Source organism: Mesorhizobium sp. B2-5-4, from assembly GCF_006441095.1.
GTDB classification, from domain to species: Bacteria; Pseudomonadota; Alphaproteobacteria; order Rhizobiales; family Rhizobiaceae; genus Mesorhizobium; species Mesorhizobium salmacidum.
On record NZ_VFUR01000034.1, the window covers coordinates 22,039 to 39,431 of the forward strand.

Here is a 17,393-nt window from a genome sequence, read left to right on the forward strand (position 1 = left end):
GGTGATATCAATTGGTTTTGATCCTGAGCAGGATGTCCTGATCGTAATTTCCAAATCCCTTGCCGAAAATATTGATGCCGCCGGGACGCTTGGCATCGTCCTTGACGCCAATACGGACCCGGATTGAATGATGGCCCTTGAGGTCGAGGGCGGCGAGGCTGGTTTCTGAAATCCTGACACCGTCGACATAGGTGCCGTCGGTGGAAATTCGCCAGTTCTTCAGCTTGCCATATTGCGAGCCCTTGAGCTTCCACCAGGAGGGCGTGAAGACGCCGCGCTTGTCGCCGAAATCGCCGGGTGACGTCCACGTTCCGACATCGACGCCATTGATCGTCAGCGTGATGTCGGAGGGCCAATCGGCGCTGGTGCCAGGCACTTCCGAGGACAACTCCGTCACCAGTTCGAGTTCGGTAATCTCGGCATTGGCGAGCTTGGCATTGTTGGGGAACTGGTATTCGACAAAGCCGCGGGTGAACCACAACAAACCAGCCTTCATGCGGTCCGGATCGAGGAAGGTGTTGGGCACATCGAGGAGACCGATGATCCCGTCCGGCGAGCAGAGACCGCAGGGCGCGGTGACCTCGAATCCAGTGTAGAGCCCAATCGGCATCGACACTTCGATCGCGTCGTTCTTGAGCGAACGATATTCGCTCTTGAAGACCACGAGCACTTCCTCAGCGGTCGGATAGCAGATCTTTTGACTGCCCTTCTTAGCCTTCTGGTTCTCGGTGCGGATCAGGCCAGCATCCTCGAGCACCTGTATATTGGTCGAGACCGTCGACTGCGGCAGCGACAGCAGGGCGGCGATGTCATTGACATTCATCGGCCCTTTCTCATGCAGCAGTTTCAGCATCGAGATGCGCGCCGAAGAGGCCAGCCCCTTGAGGACGGCCATGCCTTCCTCAGGTTCGATCACCAAAAAATTGCGACTCATCGATTGGCCAGTCTATACGAATTCCATATCCGAAATTGCGCCTGTATATCTTGGAATCTGATTTAAGCAATGCGCTGACCGCCTCCAAGTCACTTTTATTGATCGCAACCGCGGCGGGTTCCTTCCTTGGGGACTTTCGTACGCCTGCCGGCGCCCGAAATTCTTCACGCCCGAAACTCTTCACGAAAGCGGAATGACAGCGCAACAGCATCGGGATGGCGATAGCGGCATGGACGCTGGAAGTCTCGACCTGGCCCTCGGACTCGGGGGTCCTTACCGGACGACATGCCAATTCAACGCATTGGCGGGCCTACGCTCAGCAGCGGTCCGACAAGAGCAGCAAAAAGCTTGCCTACTTGGTATGCTGGTATAATATGTAGATGGTATGGTGTCTTTCGGAAAGAGCCACCGTACGGAATGAACAGACGAGCCGATCAGGTCGGCCGGTGTTTTTGGGAGGAGATATCATGAAGTTTTCAATTGTGGCGGCGCTTGCCGGCGCCGCGCTGGCCAGTGTTTCGGTTTTGCCGGTGATGGCGTCGCCGGACGCACCGGTGATCGCACTCGCCAACGCCTATTACGGCAACACCTGGCGGCATCAGATGGTGGAGGCTTTCGAGGCCTCGGCCAAGGAAGCCAAGGCGGCCGGTCGGATCGCCGACTACGTCGTCATGAACGGTGACGGCTCGGTGGCGCAACAGAACAGCCAGATCGCCGAACTGATCCTCAAGAAGGTCGACGTGCTCGCCGTCGATGCCGCCTCGGAAACCGCGGTCAACGGCATCATCGAAAAGGCCTGCAAGGCCGGCATCATCGTGGTTTCCTTCGATTCGGTTGCTTCGGCGCCCTGCAACTACCAGCTCAACTTCGACTTCAAGGGCTACAAGGCGGCCCAGGCCGAAGCCGTCTTCAAGATGATCGGCGGCAAGGGCAACGTCATCCAAGTGCGCGGCGTGAAGGGCTCGGCGCCCGACAACGACATGTTCAACGCGCAGCAGTCGGTGCTGGCGAAATATCCCGACATCAAGGTTGTCGCCACCGTCTATGGTCAGGCGACCGCCTCGGTCGCGCAGGCGGCGATCGCCAACGTCCTGCCCTCGCTGCCACATGTCGACGCCGTGCTCGGCCAAGGCGGCAGCGACGATGTCGGCATTGCCCAGGCCTTCGTCCAATATGGCGGTGATTATGCCGGCAAGATGCCGATCATCGAAGGCGGCGGCGGCACCGACTTCGTCAAATGGTGGGCCGAGGAGAATGCCAAGAACAGCTACCAGACGGTCTCGATGAACACCACGCCGGGCATTGGCGGCGCCGCATTCTGGCTCGGCCTTTCGCTGCTCAAGGGCGACAAGGCACCGAAGCTGATGATCATGCCGGTGGCGACCGTCGATGCCAGCAATCTCAAGGAGTATGCGAAGCTGCCGGGGGGCCAGATCATCAGCCCCAGCTATTCGCTCGACTGGGTCAAGCAGAACCTGCTCAGCAAGTAAGGCTTGTCATTGCCAAGGACCGGGCGCCGCCCAGACGGCCGCGCCCGGTTCTTGCCCGTAAAGAAACGGAGGACGAATGTCCCATCTTGCCGTAGCCGATCCGGAAGGCGCAGCCGCTACGATACCCGACATCAGGCCAAACGTCGTCTCGCTGTCGCGGATCACCAAGAGTTTCGGGCCGACGCTGGCGAATGCGCAGATCGACCTCGCCGTCTCGGCCGGTGAAATCATCGGCCTGGTCGGCGGCAACGGCGCCGGCAAGTCGACACTGATGCGCATCCTGTGCGGGGCGACGTCGCCGACCCTCGGCTCGATTTCGTTCGCCGGACAGGGCGTGAGCTTCGGCGCCTATGACACGGCGGAGGCGCAAAGGCGCGGCATCCGCATGGTTCACCAGGAACTATCGCTGTGCGCCAACCTTTCCGTCGCCGAGAACTTCTTCCTGGAGACACCCGGCGACGCGGCCAACCGGCCGGGCTGGCGCGCACTCTACAGGGACCGCGCCCGCGCAGCGCTGGACGCCGTCTTTCACGCCAACGGCATCGATGTGAACGCCGAAGTCGGCCATCTCTCCATCGCCGAGCGGCAGATGGTCGAGATCGCGCGCGCCGCCGCCACGCCCGGCGTCAAGCTGATCGTGCTCGACGAGCCGACCTCCTCGCTCGACCTCGACCGCTCCAGACAGTTGCGGGCCTTTATCCGTGAGCGTGCCAAATCCGGCTTCGCCTTCATCTTCATCAGCCACAAGCTGCAGGAAATCATCGACATCGCCACGCAGGTGATGGTGCTGCGCAACGGACGCACCGCCTGGCGCGGCGATGTCGCCGACACCTCGATCGGCCAACTGGTGCAGCTCATGGGCGGCGACGCCAATTCAATCCACCAGCACAGCGCCGTCGCCGCCAGCAGCGGCGAGGCGCTGGTTAAATTGTCCGGTTCCCTGACCGCCGGACTCGGCCGCGATATCGAGATCGGCCGCGGCGAGATCATCGGACTGGCGGGGCTCGAGGGCAGCGGCCAGAAGGAGTTGCTGCACGCTGTCTTCGAGCCGGATTCTACCGGAGGAACCGCGATCACCAGGAGCGGCGATGCCGGTTTCATTGCCGGCGACCGCCAGAAGGAAGGCGTGTTCCCACTGTGGAGCGTGCTTGGAAACATCAGCATCGGCAGCCTTGCCCGCCGTCCGGCACTGGGCCTTGTTTCGGAACGCGCCTGCCGCGAGGCGGCCGGCGTTGCAGCCGGCCGGTTGCGGCTCGACGACAAACGCTTCGGCTCCAACATCCTCGAACTCAGCGGCGGCAACCAGCAGAAGGCGCTGGTTGCCCGCGCGCTCGTCGCCGACACGCCGATCCTGCTGCTCGACGATCCGACGCGCGGCGTCGACATTGCCACGAAACAAGACTTCTACAGGCTCTGCAACGAGATCGCGCACAGTGGTCGCACGCTGGTCTGGCACACGACCGAAGACGCCGAGCTTTTGGCCTGCGACCGCGTGCTGGTGTTTTCAGGCGGGCGCATCGTCAAGGAATTGAGCGGCGAAGCGATCACGGAATCGGCCGTCGTCGGCGCGTCCTTTGCCCAGCAGGCGGACACCTGTGCCGGCCCGGGGCACAGCGCCGCCGGCGCCGGCCTTGCCCGCCGGCTGGTCAACGCGGCCCCCTTCATCGGCCTCGCCGCCGTGCTGGCGGTGATGATCTCGGCCAACCCGGCGGTGGCCTCGATCTTCGGGCTCGACCTGCTGTTGATGCCGGCGCTGTCCCTGGTGCTGGTGACGGCGGCGCAGATGTTCATCGTCGGCGGCAGCGAGATCGATCTCGGCGTCGGCGCCTTTGCTGGTCTGGTCAGTGTGCTCTCCGCCACGCTGCTCTACGATCAGCCATGGCTCGGTGCGCTGGCGCTGGCGGCGGCGGTCACCGCCTATGCTGGGCTTGGCGGGCTGATCCAGGCGCGCAAGATCCCGGCCATCGTCGTCACGCTCGGCGCCTCCTTCATCTGGATGGGACTGGGCTACGCGCTGCAGCCGACGCCGGGCGGCACCAGCCCCGAATGGTTGTCGGCGATGTTCAGCTGGTCGCTGGGTTTCCTGCCCACCTCCATCATCCTTATCGCCGCCGTCGCGCTGGTGGTGCTGGTGATCGACCGGCTGCCGCTCGGCGTGGTGCTGCGCGGCTTCGGCAACAATCCAACCGCCATGATCCGCTCCGGCTGGTCGCCGACGCGCTATGCCCTGGTGCGTTACCTCGTCGCCGGATTGTTCGCCGCTGCCGCCGGCCTGTCGCTGACGGCGATCAACACGGCAAGCGACATCAATTCCGGCAATTCGTTCACGCTGCTCAGCGTCGCCGCCGTAGTGATGGGCGGCTGCTCGCTGCTGGGCGGTGTCATCTCGCCGGTCGGCACCGTCGCCGGTGCGGTCACACTGGCCTTGATCGGCGCCCTGCTCGGCACGCTAAACGTGAGCAGCGACTTCAACGCGGCAACGCAAGGGCTGATCCTCATCGCCCTTTTGACGCTGCGCAGCCTGATCGCAGACCGCAGGAGCGAACAATGAACGGCCTCGTCGCCTTCAGCCTCTGGGCACAGAAGAACCGCTGGGTCTGGTCGGCGATCGGCGTGCTTTTGCTTTGGCTGGTGCTCTCCGTAGTCACCAACCGCTTCAGCCTCTCCAGCCTGTCGGGCATCATGCTGTCGGCCTCGTTCCTGACCGTCGTCGGCATCGGCCAGATGTTCGTCGTCACCACCGGGCGCGGTAATATCGACCTTTCGGTGGCCTCGGTGATCACGCTCAGCGCCTTCGTGGCGCTGCTCACGATCAAGGGCCAGGACGCCAACCTTGCCATCGGCGTCGGCGCCGCGATCCTGCTCGGCCTTGCGATCGGCGGGTTGAATTCGCTGCTCGTCGTCGGGCTGAACATACCGGCCATCATTGCCACGCTGGCGACAGGTTATGTACTGGCAACCGCGACACTGCTATCGAACCGCGCCATAGCGGGCTTCGCCGTGAGCCCGCTCTTGAAGACGCTGGCGACGGGCCGCATTGCCGGCGTGCCGATCATGGCCGCCATCGCCATCGTTGGCGTGGCCGCGACCTCCTTCGTACTGCGCTACACGGTTTTCGGACAATTGCTGTCGGCAGTCGGCCAGAACCGCACCGCCGCGCGGCTGGCCGCGATCCGCAACAACCGGGTCATCGCTTCGGCTTTCATCATCTCGTCGGTGCTGGCTTCGCTCAATGGGCTGCTGCTCGGCGCCTATATAGGTGGCGCCTTCCTCGAAATGGGCCAGCCCTATCTTTTGCAGTCGATCGCCGCGGTGGTGCTGGGCGGCACGCTGATCTTTGGCGGCTCGGCGAGCGCCGTCGGCACGCTGTTCGCCAGTATCCTGCTGATCCTCATCGTCACCACCATGCAGATCGTCGGCCTGCCGCCAGGTGCGCAGGACATCGTGCAAGGCATCGTCGTCATCTTCGTTCTGGCGCTGGCCGGCCGGCAAGTGCTGTCGCGCCGAGCCGCCGTCGACCGCACCGACGACGACGGCACACTGGGATCCGAGCCAAATGCGGCGGCTGTCCGCCGGGAATGACAAGCGGATGATGATTTCTCTTGCCAATGCGGTAGAGTGATCATACCAGTAGATAAGATGACGATCGGTAACGCCATCGTCCACGACCAGGGAGCAAGGGCTAGATGACGACGATTGCGCTGTTCGGTGCCGGCGGCAAAATGGGCTACCGCCTTTCGACCAATTTCCGCGGCTCGCCCTATACGATCCGCCATGTCGAGGTCAGCGAGGCCGGGCGTGAGCGGCTGAAGACCGGACTGGGCTTCGACACGGTCAGCGCCGACGAGGCGCTGGAAGGCGCCGACGTGGTGATCCTGGCCGTGCCGGACACCCATATCGGCAAGGTCGCGACAAGCATCGAGAGCAAGCTTGCGCCGGGCACGATGGTCATCGTACTCGACGCAGCCGCGCCGTTCGCCGGCCATTTGCCCGATCGTCCCGACCTGACCTACTTCGTCACCCATCCCTGCCATCCGCCGATCTTCAACGACGAGACCGACATGGCGGCGAAGAAGGACTATTTCGGCGGTGTGAAGGCCAAGCAGCACATGGTCAGCGCCCTGATGCAGGGACCGGAAGCCGACTATGCCAAGGGCGAGGCCATCGCCAAGATCATCTGGGCGCCGGTGATGCGCTCGCACCGCGTTTCCGTCAAACAGATGGCGCTGCTCGAGCCAGGTCTTTCGGAAACCGTCTGCGCTTCGCTGCTGGTCGTCATGAAGGAGGCGGTCGACGAGGTCGTGGCGCGTGGCGTCGACCGGCAAGCGGCGCTCGATTTCCTGCTTGGCCACATGAACGTGCTCGGCGCCGTCATCTTCGGCGAAACCAAGGGCGTGTTCTCTGACGCCTGCAACAAGGCGATCGAATTCGGCAAGCCGGTGCTGATGCGCGACGACTGGAAGCGGGTCTTCGAGCCGGAAGAGATCGCAGCCAGCATTCAGCGGATCACCTGAGTCGACTTGGGTACAGATTACCTTAATTTGTGGTTGACTCATCATACCAGTTGACTAAGCTAATCTCCGCTCGGATCAACCACGCTTCGCCGGGAGTTCGAAGCTGAGACGGGTGGAGGATGGCGGGGAACAGGAACTTGCTTGGGAGGCCGACTGACGGCTTGGGCCAGGCGTTCCGCAACCTTCACAGGCTGATGGATTCAAACGCAGACAGTGGCCTCGATCGGTCGAGACACAAGCTTTTCAAACGGGAGGACTTCATGAAACTGACTCGCAGAATAACGCTTGCGGCGTTCGCCGGCGTGCTGGCGCTCGGCACGGCGATGCCTGTTTACGCGGCGGACCTCATCGCCATCATCACGCCATCGCATGACAATCCGTTCTTCAAGGCGGAAGCGGTTGGCGCCGAGGCCAAGGCCAAGGAACTCGGCTACGAGGCGCTGGTGCTGGTGCATGACGACGATGCCAACAAGCAGTCCGAACTGATCGACACCGCGATCGGCCGCGGCGCCAAGGCGATCATCCTCGACAATGCCGGCGCCGACGCCACCGTCGCCGCCGTGCAGAAGGCCAAGGACGCGGGCATTCCCTCGTTCCTGATCGACCGCGAGATCAACGCCACCGGCGTCGCCGTGGCGCAGATCGTCTCCAACAACTACCAGGGCGCCCAGCTCGGCGCGCAGGAGTTCGTCAAGCTGATGGGTGAAAAGGGCAACTTCGTCGAGCTGGTCGGCAAGGAATCCGACACCAATGCCGGTATCCGCTCCAAGGGCTATCATGACGTCATCGATGACTATCCGGACCTGAAGATGGTCGCGCAGCAGTCGGCCAACTGGAGCCAGACCGAGGCCTATTCCAAGATGGAATCGATCCTGCAGGCCAATCCCGACATCAAGGGCGTCATCTCCGGCAACGACACGATGGCGATGGGCGCCTATGCCGCGCTCGCCGCCGCGAACCGCAAGGATGTCATCGTCGTCGGCTTCGACGGCTCGAACGACGTGCGCGATTCCATCACCTCCGGCGGCATCAAGGCGACAGTGCTGCAGCCTGCCTTTGCCCAGGCGCAGATGGCGGTCGAACAGGCCAACGACTTCATCAAGAACAAGAAGTCACCCGAGAAGGAAAAGCAGCTGATGGACTGCGTGCTCGTCAATGGCGAAAATGCCGCCAAGCTGGAAACCTTCGCGCTGAAGAACTGAGCCGGCTCAACGCAACGGCGGGGGGCGGACCTGTGTTCGCCCCTCGTCCAGTTTTGTTTTGACGCAATTTCGGACGGAAAACCGTTTCACACTTTTTCTGGAATTGCTCCAGTTTCACGTTCCGGGTGATTTTTTGACCGCCATGCCGAACAGATTGACTTGGCTGACCCGTTTCACCGGGATGATGCTTGCGGCGCTCGTGGGCCTTGGCCTCAGCGCCTGCAAGATCCTGCCGACGCCCGTGGCGCAAGGCGAAAACAATGCGCCTGCCTTCAAACCGGACAAGATGGTCGAGGACATCTGGGCCTCGAAGGTCATACCCTATCTCAAGCAGAAGGCCGGGCCGTTTGCCGAGGTCCATGCGTTGGCGAAGACCGATCCGGCGGCGGCCGGCGCCAAATACGGCAACCCCAGGAAGCAGGCGAATTCGCCATGGACCTTCGCGGTGCGTGTCGAGGGCAAGATCATCGCCGCCAACACGCAGTCGCGCGCGGCAACGATGGACATTGACGTGGATGGCGACGGCAAGGCCGATGCGCGCGTCCAGATCGGGCCAGCGATGCGCGGCACGGCACTGCGCGACAGCCTCGATTTCGTCCAGTTCAACGACTTCACCAACCAGATCGACTTCGCCCAGTTCGGCAAGGCTTTCAACGCCTATGCGGACAAGGCCGTGCTGTCCAAACTGCCGCGCGAGGCACTTGAAGGCCGCGCCGCCAAGGTGATCGGCGCTTATACGATCGAAGGTGGCCAGGACCTGCCGCTGGTGACTCCGGCGGAGGCCGAGATCGGGCCGAAGCCATGAGCGCTGGTCGCGAGGTCATCCTCAAGCTGGAGGACGTCTCGAAGGTCTATGCCGGCACGGTGGCGGTCAAGCAGGCGAACTTCGAGGTGCGCAAGGGTGCCGTCAACGTGCTGGTCGGTGAAAACGGCGCCGGCAAGTCGACGCTGATGAAGATCATCGCCGGCGTCGAGCAGCCGACCGCCGGCCGCATCCTGCTCGAAGACGAAGAGGTTTCCTTCTCCTCATCGGGAGATGCGGTGGCGCGCGGCATCGGCATGGTGTTCCAGGAGCTGAACCTGTTCGGCAACATGACCGTCGCCGAGAACATCTTCGCCACACGCGAAATCACCAACCGGCTGGGCAAGATCGACCGCAAGGAGCAGGAAAAGCGGGCGGGCGAATTCCTCGACCGGCTCGAAGCCGGCATCCGGCCAGACATGCTGGTCGAGGACCTGCGCATCGGCCAGCAACAGCTGGTCGAGATTGCCAAGGCGGTTTCGCTCGACGCCAAGATCCTGATCATGGACGAGCCGACCTCGGCATTGAGCGCGGCGGAAATCGAAATCCTGTTCAAGGTGATCGCCGACCTCAAGGCGCGCGGCGTCGCCATCGTCTACATCTCCCACCGGCTGGAAGAACTGATCCGCATCGGCGACACCGTCACCGTGCTGCGCGACGGCCGTATCACCGGCCAGGAGGAAATGAGACGAGTCGACACGCAGTGGATCGTGCGGCAGATGATCGGCTCGGATGCCAAGGATTTCGCCAAGGCCGACGGACATCAGCCCGGCGAGGAAATCTTCCGCGCCGATGAGATCTGCCTGCCGCGCGCTACCGGCGGACTGGCGGTCGACCATGTCTCGCTGTCGCTGCGCGCCGGCGAAATCCTCGGCATATACGGGCTGATGGGCGCTGGGCGCAGCGAGCTGTTCGACTGCATCATGGGCCGTCATGGCCATGCCAGCGGCAAGATCTTCATCGCCGGCAAGCAGGTGAAGGAGCGCGACACGACGCGCCGCATCCAGCGCGGGCTGGCATTGATCCCCGAGGACCGCCAGCGCGAAGGGCTGGTGTCGATCCTCTCGGTCGCCAGCAACCTGACGCTGGCGAGCTTGTCGCGCTTCGTCAGCCTGTTCCATATCCGCGGCGGCGCCGAGCGGCAGGCCGTCGTCCAGATGGTTCGGGAACTGGCGATCAAGGTCGCCGATCCGGCGCAGGAAGTCTCGTCACTGTCGGGCGGCAACCAGCAGAAGGTGGTGATCGGCAAGGCACTGCTCACCGAACCGAAAGTGCTTTTGATGGACGAACCCAGCCGCGGTATCGATGTCGGCGCCAAGGCCGACGTCTTCCGCACGATGCGCAAGCTTTCGCGCGACGGGCTCGGCATCCTGTTCGCCACCTCCGATCTCGACGAGGTGATGGCGCTGTCCGACCGCATCGCGGTGATGAGCAATGGCAGACTGACTGGCATGTTTGACCGCGCCGAGGCGACGGAAGCGGCGATCGTCGCTGCGTCGGCGCTGGGCCACGGACCGGCACATGGAGAGCAACGCTGATGACTGACATTCCGGCCAAGGCGGCCGCTCCTTCCGCCTCCAGCGGTTCCGCGCTGCTGACGCTGATGAAGCTCAGGACCTTCATCGCGCTGATCGCGGTGCTGGTATTCTTCTCGATCGCCGCGCCGAACTTCCTCTCGGCCGCCAATTTGATCCTGATGGCCAAGCACGTGGCGCTCAACGCCTTCCTCGCCATGGGCATGACCTTCGTCATCATCACCGGCGGCATTGATCTTTCGGTCGGTTCGATCGTCGGCCTGTGCGGCATGGTGGCCGGCTATCTCGTGCTCAACGGCATCGACCTGCAGATCGGCTACACCGTCTATTTCAACGTCTTCGAGATCGCCCTGATCACGCTTCTGGTCGGCATAGCGATCGGCGCCGTCAACGGGCTGCTGATCACCAGGCTCAACGTCGCCCCCTTCATCGCCACGCTCGGCGTTCTCTATGTCGCGCGCGGTTTCGCGCTGCTGTCCTCCGACGGCCGCACCTTCCCCAACCTCGTCGGCAAGCCGGAACTCGGCACCACCGGCTTCGGCTTCCTCGGCGCCGGCCGGCTGCTCGGCTTGCCGGTGTCGATCTGGATCCTGATCGTGGTGGCGCTTGGGGCTGCCTATCTCGCGCGCTATACCCCGCTCGGCCGGCATATCTTCGCCGTCGGCGGCAATGAGCGCGCGGCGCGGATCTCGGGCGTGCGCGTCAACATGGTCAAGATGTTCGTCTACATGTTCTCCGGCTTCTGCGCCGCGATCGTCGGCCTGATCATCTCTTCGGAACTGATGGCCTCGCATCCGGCGACGGGCGAGAGCTTCGAACTGAATGCCATCGCCGCGGCGGTGCTTGGCGGCACCTCGATGTCGGGCGGGCGCGGCACGATCGGCGGCACAATCGTCGGCGCCTTCGTCATCGGCATCCTGTCGGACGGGCTGGTGATGATGGGCGTGAGTTCTTTCTGGCAGATGGTGATCAAGGGGCTGGTCATCATCGTCGCCGTCGTCGTCGACCAGGCGCAGCGCCGGCTGCAGCAGCGCGTCACCCTCATGCAGATGGCAAAGGTGGGTTGAGCATGGCGAGCTTAAGTGGAGCGCTGATCGGCTGCGGCTTCTTCGCCGTCAACCAGATGCATGCCTGGCGCGACATCGAAGGCGCCTCGATCGTCGCGGTCTGCGACCGCGATGCCGAGCGACTGCGGATCGTCGGGGACCAGTTCGATGTCGCACGGCGCTACACTGACGCAGCGTCGATGTTTGCGGCGGAGAAACTCGACTTCGTCGACGTCGCCACCACGGTGGGCAGCCATCGTGAGCTGGTCGAGATGGCCGCCGCGCACGGCATTCCCGTCATCTGCCAGAAGCCGTTCGCGCCGACGCTCAGTGATGCCAGGGCGATGGTGGAGGCCTGCCAAACAGCCGGCGTGCCATTGATGGTGCATGAGAACTTTCGCTGGCAGTCGCCGATCCAGGCGGTGCGCGCCGTACTCGACAGCGGCGAGATCGGGACGCCCTTCTTCGGCCGCATCTCCTTTCGCTCCGGCTATGACGTGTTTTCCGGCCAGCCCTATCTGGCGACGGGCAAACGCTTCATCATCGAGGATCTCGGCATTCATATTCTCGACATCGCCCGCTTCCTGCTCGGCGATGTGTCGAGCCTGACCGCGCGGACCGCACGCATCAACCCGGCCATCGCCGGCGAGGATGTCGCCACGATGCTCATGGACCACGCCGGCGGCGCCACTTCGGTGGTCGATTGCAGCTATGCGACCAAGCTCGCCGTGGAGCCGTTCCCGGAAACACTCATCGAACTCGACGGCAGCGACGGCACGATCCGGCTGGCGCAAGGCTACCGGCTGACCGTCACAGGCAAAACCGGAACCAAGGTGAGCGACCTCTCGCCGCCACTGCTGCCCTGGGCCTCGCGGCCTTGGCACAACATCCAGGAAAGCGTTGCCGCCATCCAGCGGCACTGGGTCGACTGCCTTGCATCAGGCCAGGAACCGGCTACTTCAGGCGCGGACAATCTGAAGACCTTAGCCCTGGTCGAGGCGGCCTATGCCGGTGCCGCCAGCCGAGAACCGGTGCGGATCGACGCGCTGCTCAGATGACGGCTGAGGCTTTCCAGCTCTACGGCACGCGCGCGGCCGAGCCCAAGCCGGTCACGTTGCGCGCGGGCGCGCTGAGTACGGAGCTGGTCAACGGCAATCTGCGCACCATCCGCCATGGCGGCATCGAAGTGCTGCGCGCCATCGCCTATATCGTGCGCGACCGCGACTGGGGCACATACGAGCCTGATCTGACAGATCTGGCGATCGATCAGGAGGATGACCGTTTCTCAGTCAGCTACACGGCAAGCTGCCTCGGCCCGAAAGGCAGCCGGCTCGGCTTCCGCGCCACGATCGAAGGCTCCGCCGACGGCAGGCTGGTGTTCGATGTGACCGCGTTGCCAGAGAGCGATTTCGAAACCAACCGCTGCGGCTTCTGCATCCTGCACCCGATCGCCGGCCTTGCCGGCAGCCCAGTGACGGTCGAGCATACCGACGGCGGGGTAGTCGAGACGGAACTGCCCGATCTGATCGACCCCTGGCAGCCGTTCAAGAATTTGCGCGCCATCACGCATCAGGTGCGGCCCGGCGTTGTCGCGCAATGCCGGATGGATGGCGACACATTCGAGATGGAAGACCAGCGCAACTGGTCTGACGCTTCCTACAAGACCTATGTGAGGCCGCTGGCGCTGCCATGGCCCTATGTGCTGCCGGCCAGACAACCCCTGCGTCAGACGATCAGCCTGCAAATCACCGGCGACGCCAACGTGCCTGCCTCGGCAGCGGCGGCGGAACCGGTCCGCGTCGAACTCGGCAAGGCCGGCTCGAAGCTGCCTGACATCGGCGTGGTGATCTATCCCGAGGATGTCGAGGCGGCACTTGCCGACCTGCCGGTGCTGGGAAGGCTCGGTCCGCGGCAGCTGCTTTTCCACTTTGATCCGACGCGAGGCCACGGCCTCAACGCGCTGCGCGCCCATGCCCGGCTCGCCGCCGCCTACCCTGTTTCGACGACGCTGGAATGCGTGGTCGCCTGCGCCGGCGATCTCGACGCCGAACTTTCCGATGTCGCCGATATGGTACGCCGGGCAGGCCTGCGGCTCGATGCTGTCGCGGTGTCTCCTGCGGTCGACCGCCAGTCGACGCCGCCGGGCAGTGCCTGGCCGGCATGCCCGCCGCTCGAGGACGTCTACACGGCGGCGCGCCGCGCCTTTCCCGATATCCGTCTCGGCGGCGGCATGTTCAGCTATTTCACCGAGCTCAACCGCAAGCGCGTTCCGGCCCACCAGCTCGATTTCATCACCCACTGCACCTGTCCGATCGTGCATGCCGCCGATGATCTCAGCGTCATGCAATCGCTGGAGGCGCTGCCCTTCATCATTCGGTCCACTCGGGCGATCTTCGGGACAAAGCCGTACCGGATCGGGCCATCGACGATGGCCATGCGCCAGAACCCCTATGGTGGCGCGACCAAGGACAATCCGCAGGGGCAACGCATCGCCATGGCGAACCGCGATCCCCGCCATGCCGCGCAGTTCGCCGCCGCATGGACGATCGGCTATGCCGCGCGCGTCGCGCCGGCGGGCCTGGAGATGCTGACACTGTCCAGCTTCAGCGGGCCGTTCGGCGTGGTCGCGGGATCAGGCGAACCCGTCGCGCAAGGAACGCCGCGGTCGATCTTCCGGGCCGTCGAAGGGCTTTGTGAGTTGGCTGGACTGACGCATGTTTCCGCCATGACGAGCGACGAGACTCGGGTCCTGGCGCTGGCCGGTCGCTCTGTCTCGGGCAGGACCATCGTCTGGCTGGCGAACCTGACGGCGAATGATGTGTCCGTCGATGTTTCGGCGCTTGGCCAGGACCATCTCGTGATGTCGTCCTACGCCACTATGCGGGTCGGCTAGAGCTTCACTTCTCGGAATTCATCACATAGAGCGCACGCGAGCGTTCGAGGTGCTTGATCATCGCCTTCTCGGCACCGTCGGCATCCCGGTGCTCGATGCGGTCGATGATCTCCTCGTGCTCGGTCAGCGTGTATTTTTCCTTGCCGGTCCAGATAAGCATTTCAGTGTGGTATTCCTTCAGCCAGCCCAGCGTGGCTTCGCTGACGGCGACATAGATCGGATTGCCTGAAATGGACGCGATCTGGGTATGAAACTTCATGTCGGCGGAGATGAAGGCCTCCGAATCGCCGCGCGCGGCGCGCTGCTCGGCCACGGTTGCCTTCAGCAGTTGCACATCCTCCGATGTGGCCTTTTCCGCGGCTTCCCTGACCATGCCGCGTTCGAAAAAGATGCGCGCGGTCTTCAGGTGCTCCAGCGTGTCCCTGGACGAAGACAGGATGATCTTGGCCGCGCCGTCGACCTGCTTGATGATCGACTTGGCGGTCAGTTGCAGCACCTTGGCGCGCTCGCCATGCGAGATGGCGACGAGCCCCATATTGTTCAGCGCCTGCATGGCTTCACGGATCGCCGGTCGGCCGACCTCAAAGCGCTCCATCAACTCGCGCTCGGACGGCATGTCATCGCCGGGCTGCAGTTCGCCGCTGGTGATCAGCCGCTTCAGTCTTGCAAAGACTTCGTCGGAAAGTTTGCGCCGGACGATCGGCTCCGAACGGTTCATCGTCGCGAATCACTCCCTTGACCCAGCCCTATCTAGCATTGCCGTTGCGATTCCTGGAATGCCCGTCCGCTGACCGGACTGGAGCCGCCAATTGGGATAGTGCTTGCAATACTTATGTACTCATTATACCAGATTTCCTGCGCGACGAAACTTTTTTCGAACCCTTTTCGACCGGCCGACGTCCATGATCACTTTGACCTACCGCATCGAGACGGCCGGCAGCATCGAGTCCCTGGCGGCCAAGATCGCCAGCGACCAGTCGACCGGCACCTTCGTCGCGCTGCCGGGCGAGACGGAGGAACTGAAGGCTCGCGTGGCGGCGCGCGTGCTGGCAATCCGCCACCTGCCTGATGCCGCGCAGCCGTCTCTCCCGGGATCCGGCAACGGACCGTTCAGGCGCGCTGATGTCGACATCGCCTTTCCGTTCGATGCCATCGGCACCGACCTTGCGGCACTGATGACCATTGCCATCGGCGGCACATATTCGATCAAGGGGCTCACCGGCATTCGCGTCATCGATATGAAGCTGCCGGAACAATACCGGGGCGCCCATCCCGGACCACAATTCGGCCTCGCTGGCAGCCGCAGGCTGACCGGCGTCGAGGACCGTCCGATCATCGGCACCATCGTCAAGCCGGCGCTGGGCCTCCGGCCGCGTGAGACGGCCGCGATGGTGGGCGAACTGATCGAGGCCGGCGTCGATTTCATCAAGGACGACGAGAAGCTGATGAGCCCTGCCTATTCGCCGCTGGCGGAGCGGATAAAGGCGATCATGCCGCTCGTCCTCGACCATGAACAGAAGACCGGCAAGAAGGTGATGTATGCCTTCGGCATCTCGCATGCCGATCCCGACGAGATGATGCGCAACCACGATCTGGTGATCAAGGCCGGCGGCAATTGTGCCGTGGTCAACATCAACTCAATCGGCTTCGGCGGCATGGCGTTCTTGAGGAAGCGCTCCGGCCTGGTGCTGCACGCCCACCGCAATGGCTGGGACATCCTCACCCGCCATCCCGGCCTCGGCATGGATTTCAGAGTCTGGCAGCAGTTCTGGCGGCTGCTCGGCGTCGACCAGTTCCAGATTAATGGCATTGCCTCGAAATACTGGGAACCAGATGCATCCTTCGTCCGCTCCTTCAAGGCAGTGACCACGCCGATCTTCTCGCCTGACGATTGCGCGCTGCCGGTGGCCGGTTCCGGCCAATGGGGTGGACAGGCACCCGAGACCTATGAACGCACCGGGCGAACGGTCGATCTCCTTTATCTCTGCGGCGGCGGCATCGTCAGCCATCCGGACGGACCAGGCGCCGGCGTGCGCGCCGTGCGTCAGGCCTGGCAGGCGGCTGTGGACGGCATTCCCTTGGCCGATCATGCCCGCAACCATGCCGAACTAGCGCGGTCGATTGAAAAATTCGGCGATGGCAGGGCGGCCTGACAGCCATGCAAGACCTGCTGCTCAGCTACTATGGCGACGACCTCACCGGCTCGACCGATGTGATGGAAGCACTCGAGCTTGGTGGCGTTCCGACCGTGTTGTTCATGCGCCAGCCGGACGCCGAGCAGCTTGCACGGTTTTCGCACTGTCGTGCGGTTGGCCTCGCTGGCACCAGCCGCAGCGAGACCCCGCAGTGGATGGACACGCATTTGCGTGACGCGTTCGCCTGGCTGAAGGCGCTGAGAGCCGAGATCTGCCATTACAAGGTCTGCTCGACCTTCGATTCAAGTCCGGTAATCGGCAGCATCGGCCGGGCAATCGAGATCGGCCGCTCGGTCTTCGCACAGGACAGCGTGCCTATGCTGGTCGGCGCACCGCAGCTCAGACGCTACACTGCCTTTGGCCACTTGTTCGCGGCCTATCGCGACCAGTATTTCCGCATCGACCGTCATCCGGTGATGAGCCGCCATCCGACGACGCCGATGAATGAGTCCGACCTGCTGATTCATATGTCGCGACAGACCGGACTCTCCTTGGGATTGCTTGACCTGGCGACGCTGCAGTCCACGAGGCGATCGCAGGCATTCGATCGCCTCGTGGAGAACGGTGCCGCCATCGTTCTTATCGACGTCGATAACCGGGAGACCCAAGCCCTTGCTGGCAAGGAAATATGGCGGGTTCGCAAACCGGGCGGTTCCATCGTCGTCGGCTCGTCCGGAATCGAATATGCGCTGTTGACCGAGTGGGCGTCGAGGGGCATCGCCAACGCTGGGCCACGCTTTGCGCCGCCGGGTGCCGTCGACCGGGTGGCCGTCGTGTCGGGC

The 17,393-nt window shown here is 63.5% G+C and carries 14 protein-coding genes; 12 read left to right on the forward strand and 2 right to left on the reverse strand.

Annotated elements, in window-relative coordinates; genetic code table 11:
* Positions 1–7 precede the first annotated feature (7 nt).
* Positions 8–934: a helix-turn-helix domain-containing protein gene (locus tag FJ492_RS27395; protein WP_140510402.1), complete on the reverse strand. Its 927-nt coding sequence runs from the start codon at positions 932–934 to the stop codon at positions 8–10.
* Between the two features lie 467 nt (positions 935–1,401).
* Here FJ492_RS27395 and FJ492_RS27400 point away from each other — a divergent pair, with 467 nt between their 5' ends.
* The 10 genes from FJ492_RS27400 to FJ492_RS27445 all read left to right on the forward strand — a co-directional run bounded on the left by FJ492_RS27400 (position 1,402) and on the right by FJ492_RS27445 (position 14,416).
* Complete coding sequence (locus tag FJ492_RS27400; protein ID WP_140510404.1) at positions 1,402–2,424, forward strand: ABC transporter substrate-binding protein; 1,023 nt, start codon at positions 1,402–1,404, stop codon at positions 2,422–2,424.
* A 76-nt stretch (positions 2,425–2,500) separates the two neighbouring features.
* Positions 2,501–4,975, forward strand: a complete 2,475-nt coding sequence (locus FJ492_RS27405; RefSeq protein ID WP_140773385.1) for an ATP-binding cassette domain-containing protein — start codon at positions 2,501–2,503, stop codon at positions 4,973–4,975.
* Positions 4,972–6,006, forward strand: coding sequence for an ABC transporter permease (locus FJ492_RS27410; RefSeq protein ID WP_140773387.1), 1,035 nt, complete (start codon positions 4,972–4,974; stop codon positions 6,004–6,006). The genes FJ492_RS27405 and FJ492_RS27410 overlap by 4 nt, the downstream gene beginning before the upstream one ends.
* 104 nt (positions 6,007–6,110) lie before the next feature.
* On the forward strand, positions 6,111–6,938 hold the full coding sequence (locus FJ492_RS27415) for a phosphogluconate dehydrogenase C-terminal domain-containing protein (RefSeq protein WP_140510409.1): 828 nt from the start codon (positions 6,111–6,113) through the stop codon (positions 6,936–6,938).
* Between the two features lie 260 nt (positions 6,939–7,198).
* Complete coding sequence (locus FJ492_RS27420) at positions 7,199–8,140, forward strand: D-ribose ABC transporter substrate-binding protein (RefSeq protein WP_140773389.1); 942 nt, start codon at positions 7,199–7,201, stop codon at positions 8,138–8,140.
* Positions 8,141–8,282: 142 nt separating this feature from the next.
* A complete protein-coding gene (locus FJ492_RS27425) occupies positions 8,283–8,945 on the forward strand; it encodes a DUF2291 family protein (RefSeq protein WP_140752335.1) in 663 nt (220 codons plus the stop codon).
* Entirely contained in the window at positions 8,942–10,480 is a 1,539-nt protein-coding gene (locus tag FJ492_RS27430; RefSeq protein WP_140773391.1) for a sugar ABC transporter ATP-binding protein, read from the forward strand. Before FJ492_RS27425 ends, FJ492_RS27430 begins: the two co-directional genes overlap by 4 nt.
* Complete coding sequence (locus tag FJ492_RS27435) at positions 10,480–11,544, forward strand: ABC transporter permease (protein ID WP_140773393.1); 1,065 nt, start codon at positions 10,480–10,482, stop codon at positions 11,542–11,544. The genes FJ492_RS27430 and FJ492_RS27435 overlap by 1 nt, the downstream gene beginning before the upstream one ends.
* A 2-nt stretch (positions 11,545–11,546) precedes the next feature.
* Positions 11,547–12,581 (forward strand): Gfo/Idh/MocA family oxidoreductase, encoded by a 1,035-nt coding sequence (locus tag FJ492_RS27440; RefSeq protein ID WP_140773395.1) that lies wholly within the window; start codon positions 11,547–11,549, stop codon positions 12,579–12,581.
* Positions 12,578–14,416, forward strand: coding sequence for a hypothetical protein (locus FJ492_RS27445; RefSeq protein ID WP_140773397.1), 1,839 nt, complete (start codon positions 12,578–12,580; stop codon positions 14,414–14,416). The genes FJ492_RS27440 and FJ492_RS27445 overlap by 4 nt, the downstream gene beginning before the upstream one ends.
* Before the next feature lie 4 nt (positions 14,417–14,420).
* On the opposite strand, the gene FJ492_RS27450 is transcribed toward FJ492_RS27445, so the two are convergent.
* Positions 14,421–15,134: a transcriptional regulator NanR gene (locus tag FJ492_RS27450; protein WP_140510421.1), complete on the reverse strand. Its 714-nt coding sequence runs from the start codon at positions 15,132–15,134 to the stop codon at positions 14,421–14,423.
* 184 nt (positions 15,135–15,318) lie between these two features.
* Between FJ492_RS27450 and oiaX the strand changes: the two genes are divergently transcribed.
* Together oiaX and FJ492_RS27460 are read left to right on the forward strand one after the other, a co-directional pair.
* Positions 15,319–16,569 carry a 3-oxo-isoapionate-4-phosphate decarboxylase OiaX gene (oiaX, locus tag FJ492_RS27455; protein ID WP_140773399.1) on the forward strand — a complete coding sequence of 417 codons (1,251 nt, stop codon included), beginning with the start codon at positions 15,319–15,321 and terminating at the stop codon, positions 16,567–16,569.
* Positions 16,570–16,574: 5 nt separating this feature from the next.
* A partial coding sequence (locus FJ492_RS27460; protein ID WP_140773401.1) for a four-carbon acid sugar kinase family protein occupies positions 16,575–17,393 on the forward strand: 819 nt, incomplete at its 3' end.

What these genes read in the sequence shown, in the direction of transcription:
- FJ492_RS27395 (WP_140510402.1), bottom strand. Translation starts at nt 934, where the DNA reads ATGAGTCGCAATTTTTTGGTGATCGAACCTGAGGAAGGCATGGCCGTC.
- FJ492_RS27400 (WP_140510404.1), top strand. Translation starts at nt 1,402, where the DNA reads ATGAAGTTTTCAATTGTGGCGGCGCTTGCCGGCGCCGCGCTGGCCAGT.
- FJ492_RS27405 (WP_140773385.1), top strand. Translation starts at nt 2,501, where the DNA reads ATGTCCCATCTTGCCGTAGCCGATCCGGAAGGCGCAGCCGCTACGATA.
- FJ492_RS27410 (WP_140773387.1), top strand. Translation starts at nt 4,972, where the DNA reads ATGAACGGCCTCGTCGCCTTCAGCCTCTGGGCACAGAAGAACCGCTGG.
- FJ492_RS27415 (WP_140510409.1), top strand. Translation starts at nt 6,111, where the DNA reads ATGACGACGATTGCGCTGTTCGGTGCCGGCGGCAAAATGGGCTACCGC.
- FJ492_RS27420 (WP_140773389.1), top strand. Translation starts at nt 7,199, where the DNA reads ATGAAACTGACTCGCAGAATAACGCTTGCGGCGTTCGCCGGCGTGCTG.
- FJ492_RS27425 (WP_140752335.1), top strand. Translation starts at nt 8,283, where the DNA reads ATGCCGAACAGATTGACTTGGCTGACCCGTTTCACCGGGATGATGCTT.
- FJ492_RS27430 (WP_140773391.1), top strand. Translation starts at nt 8,942, where the DNA reads ATGAGCGCTGGTCGCGAGGTCATCCTCAAGCTGGAGGACGTCTCGAAG.
- FJ492_RS27435 (WP_140773393.1), top strand. Translation starts at nt 10,480, where the DNA reads ATGACTGACATTCCGGCCAAGGCGGCCGCTCCTTCCGCCTCCAGCGGT.
- FJ492_RS27440 (WP_140773395.1), top strand. Translation starts at nt 11,547, where the DNA reads ATGGCGAGCTTAAGTGGAGCGCTGATCGGCTGCGGCTTCTTCGCCGTC.
- FJ492_RS27445 (WP_140773397.1), top strand. Translation starts at nt 12,578, where the DNA reads ATGACGGCTGAGGCTTTCCAGCTCTACGGCACGCGCGCGGCCGAGCCC.
- FJ492_RS27450 (WP_140510421.1), bottom strand. Translation starts at nt 15,134, where the DNA reads ATGAACCGTTCGGAGCCGATCGTCCGGCGCAAACTTTCCGACGAAGTC.
- oiaX (WP_140773399.1), top strand. Translation starts at nt 15,319, where the DNA reads ATGATCACTTTGACCTACCGCATCGAGACGGCCGGCAGCATCGAGTCC.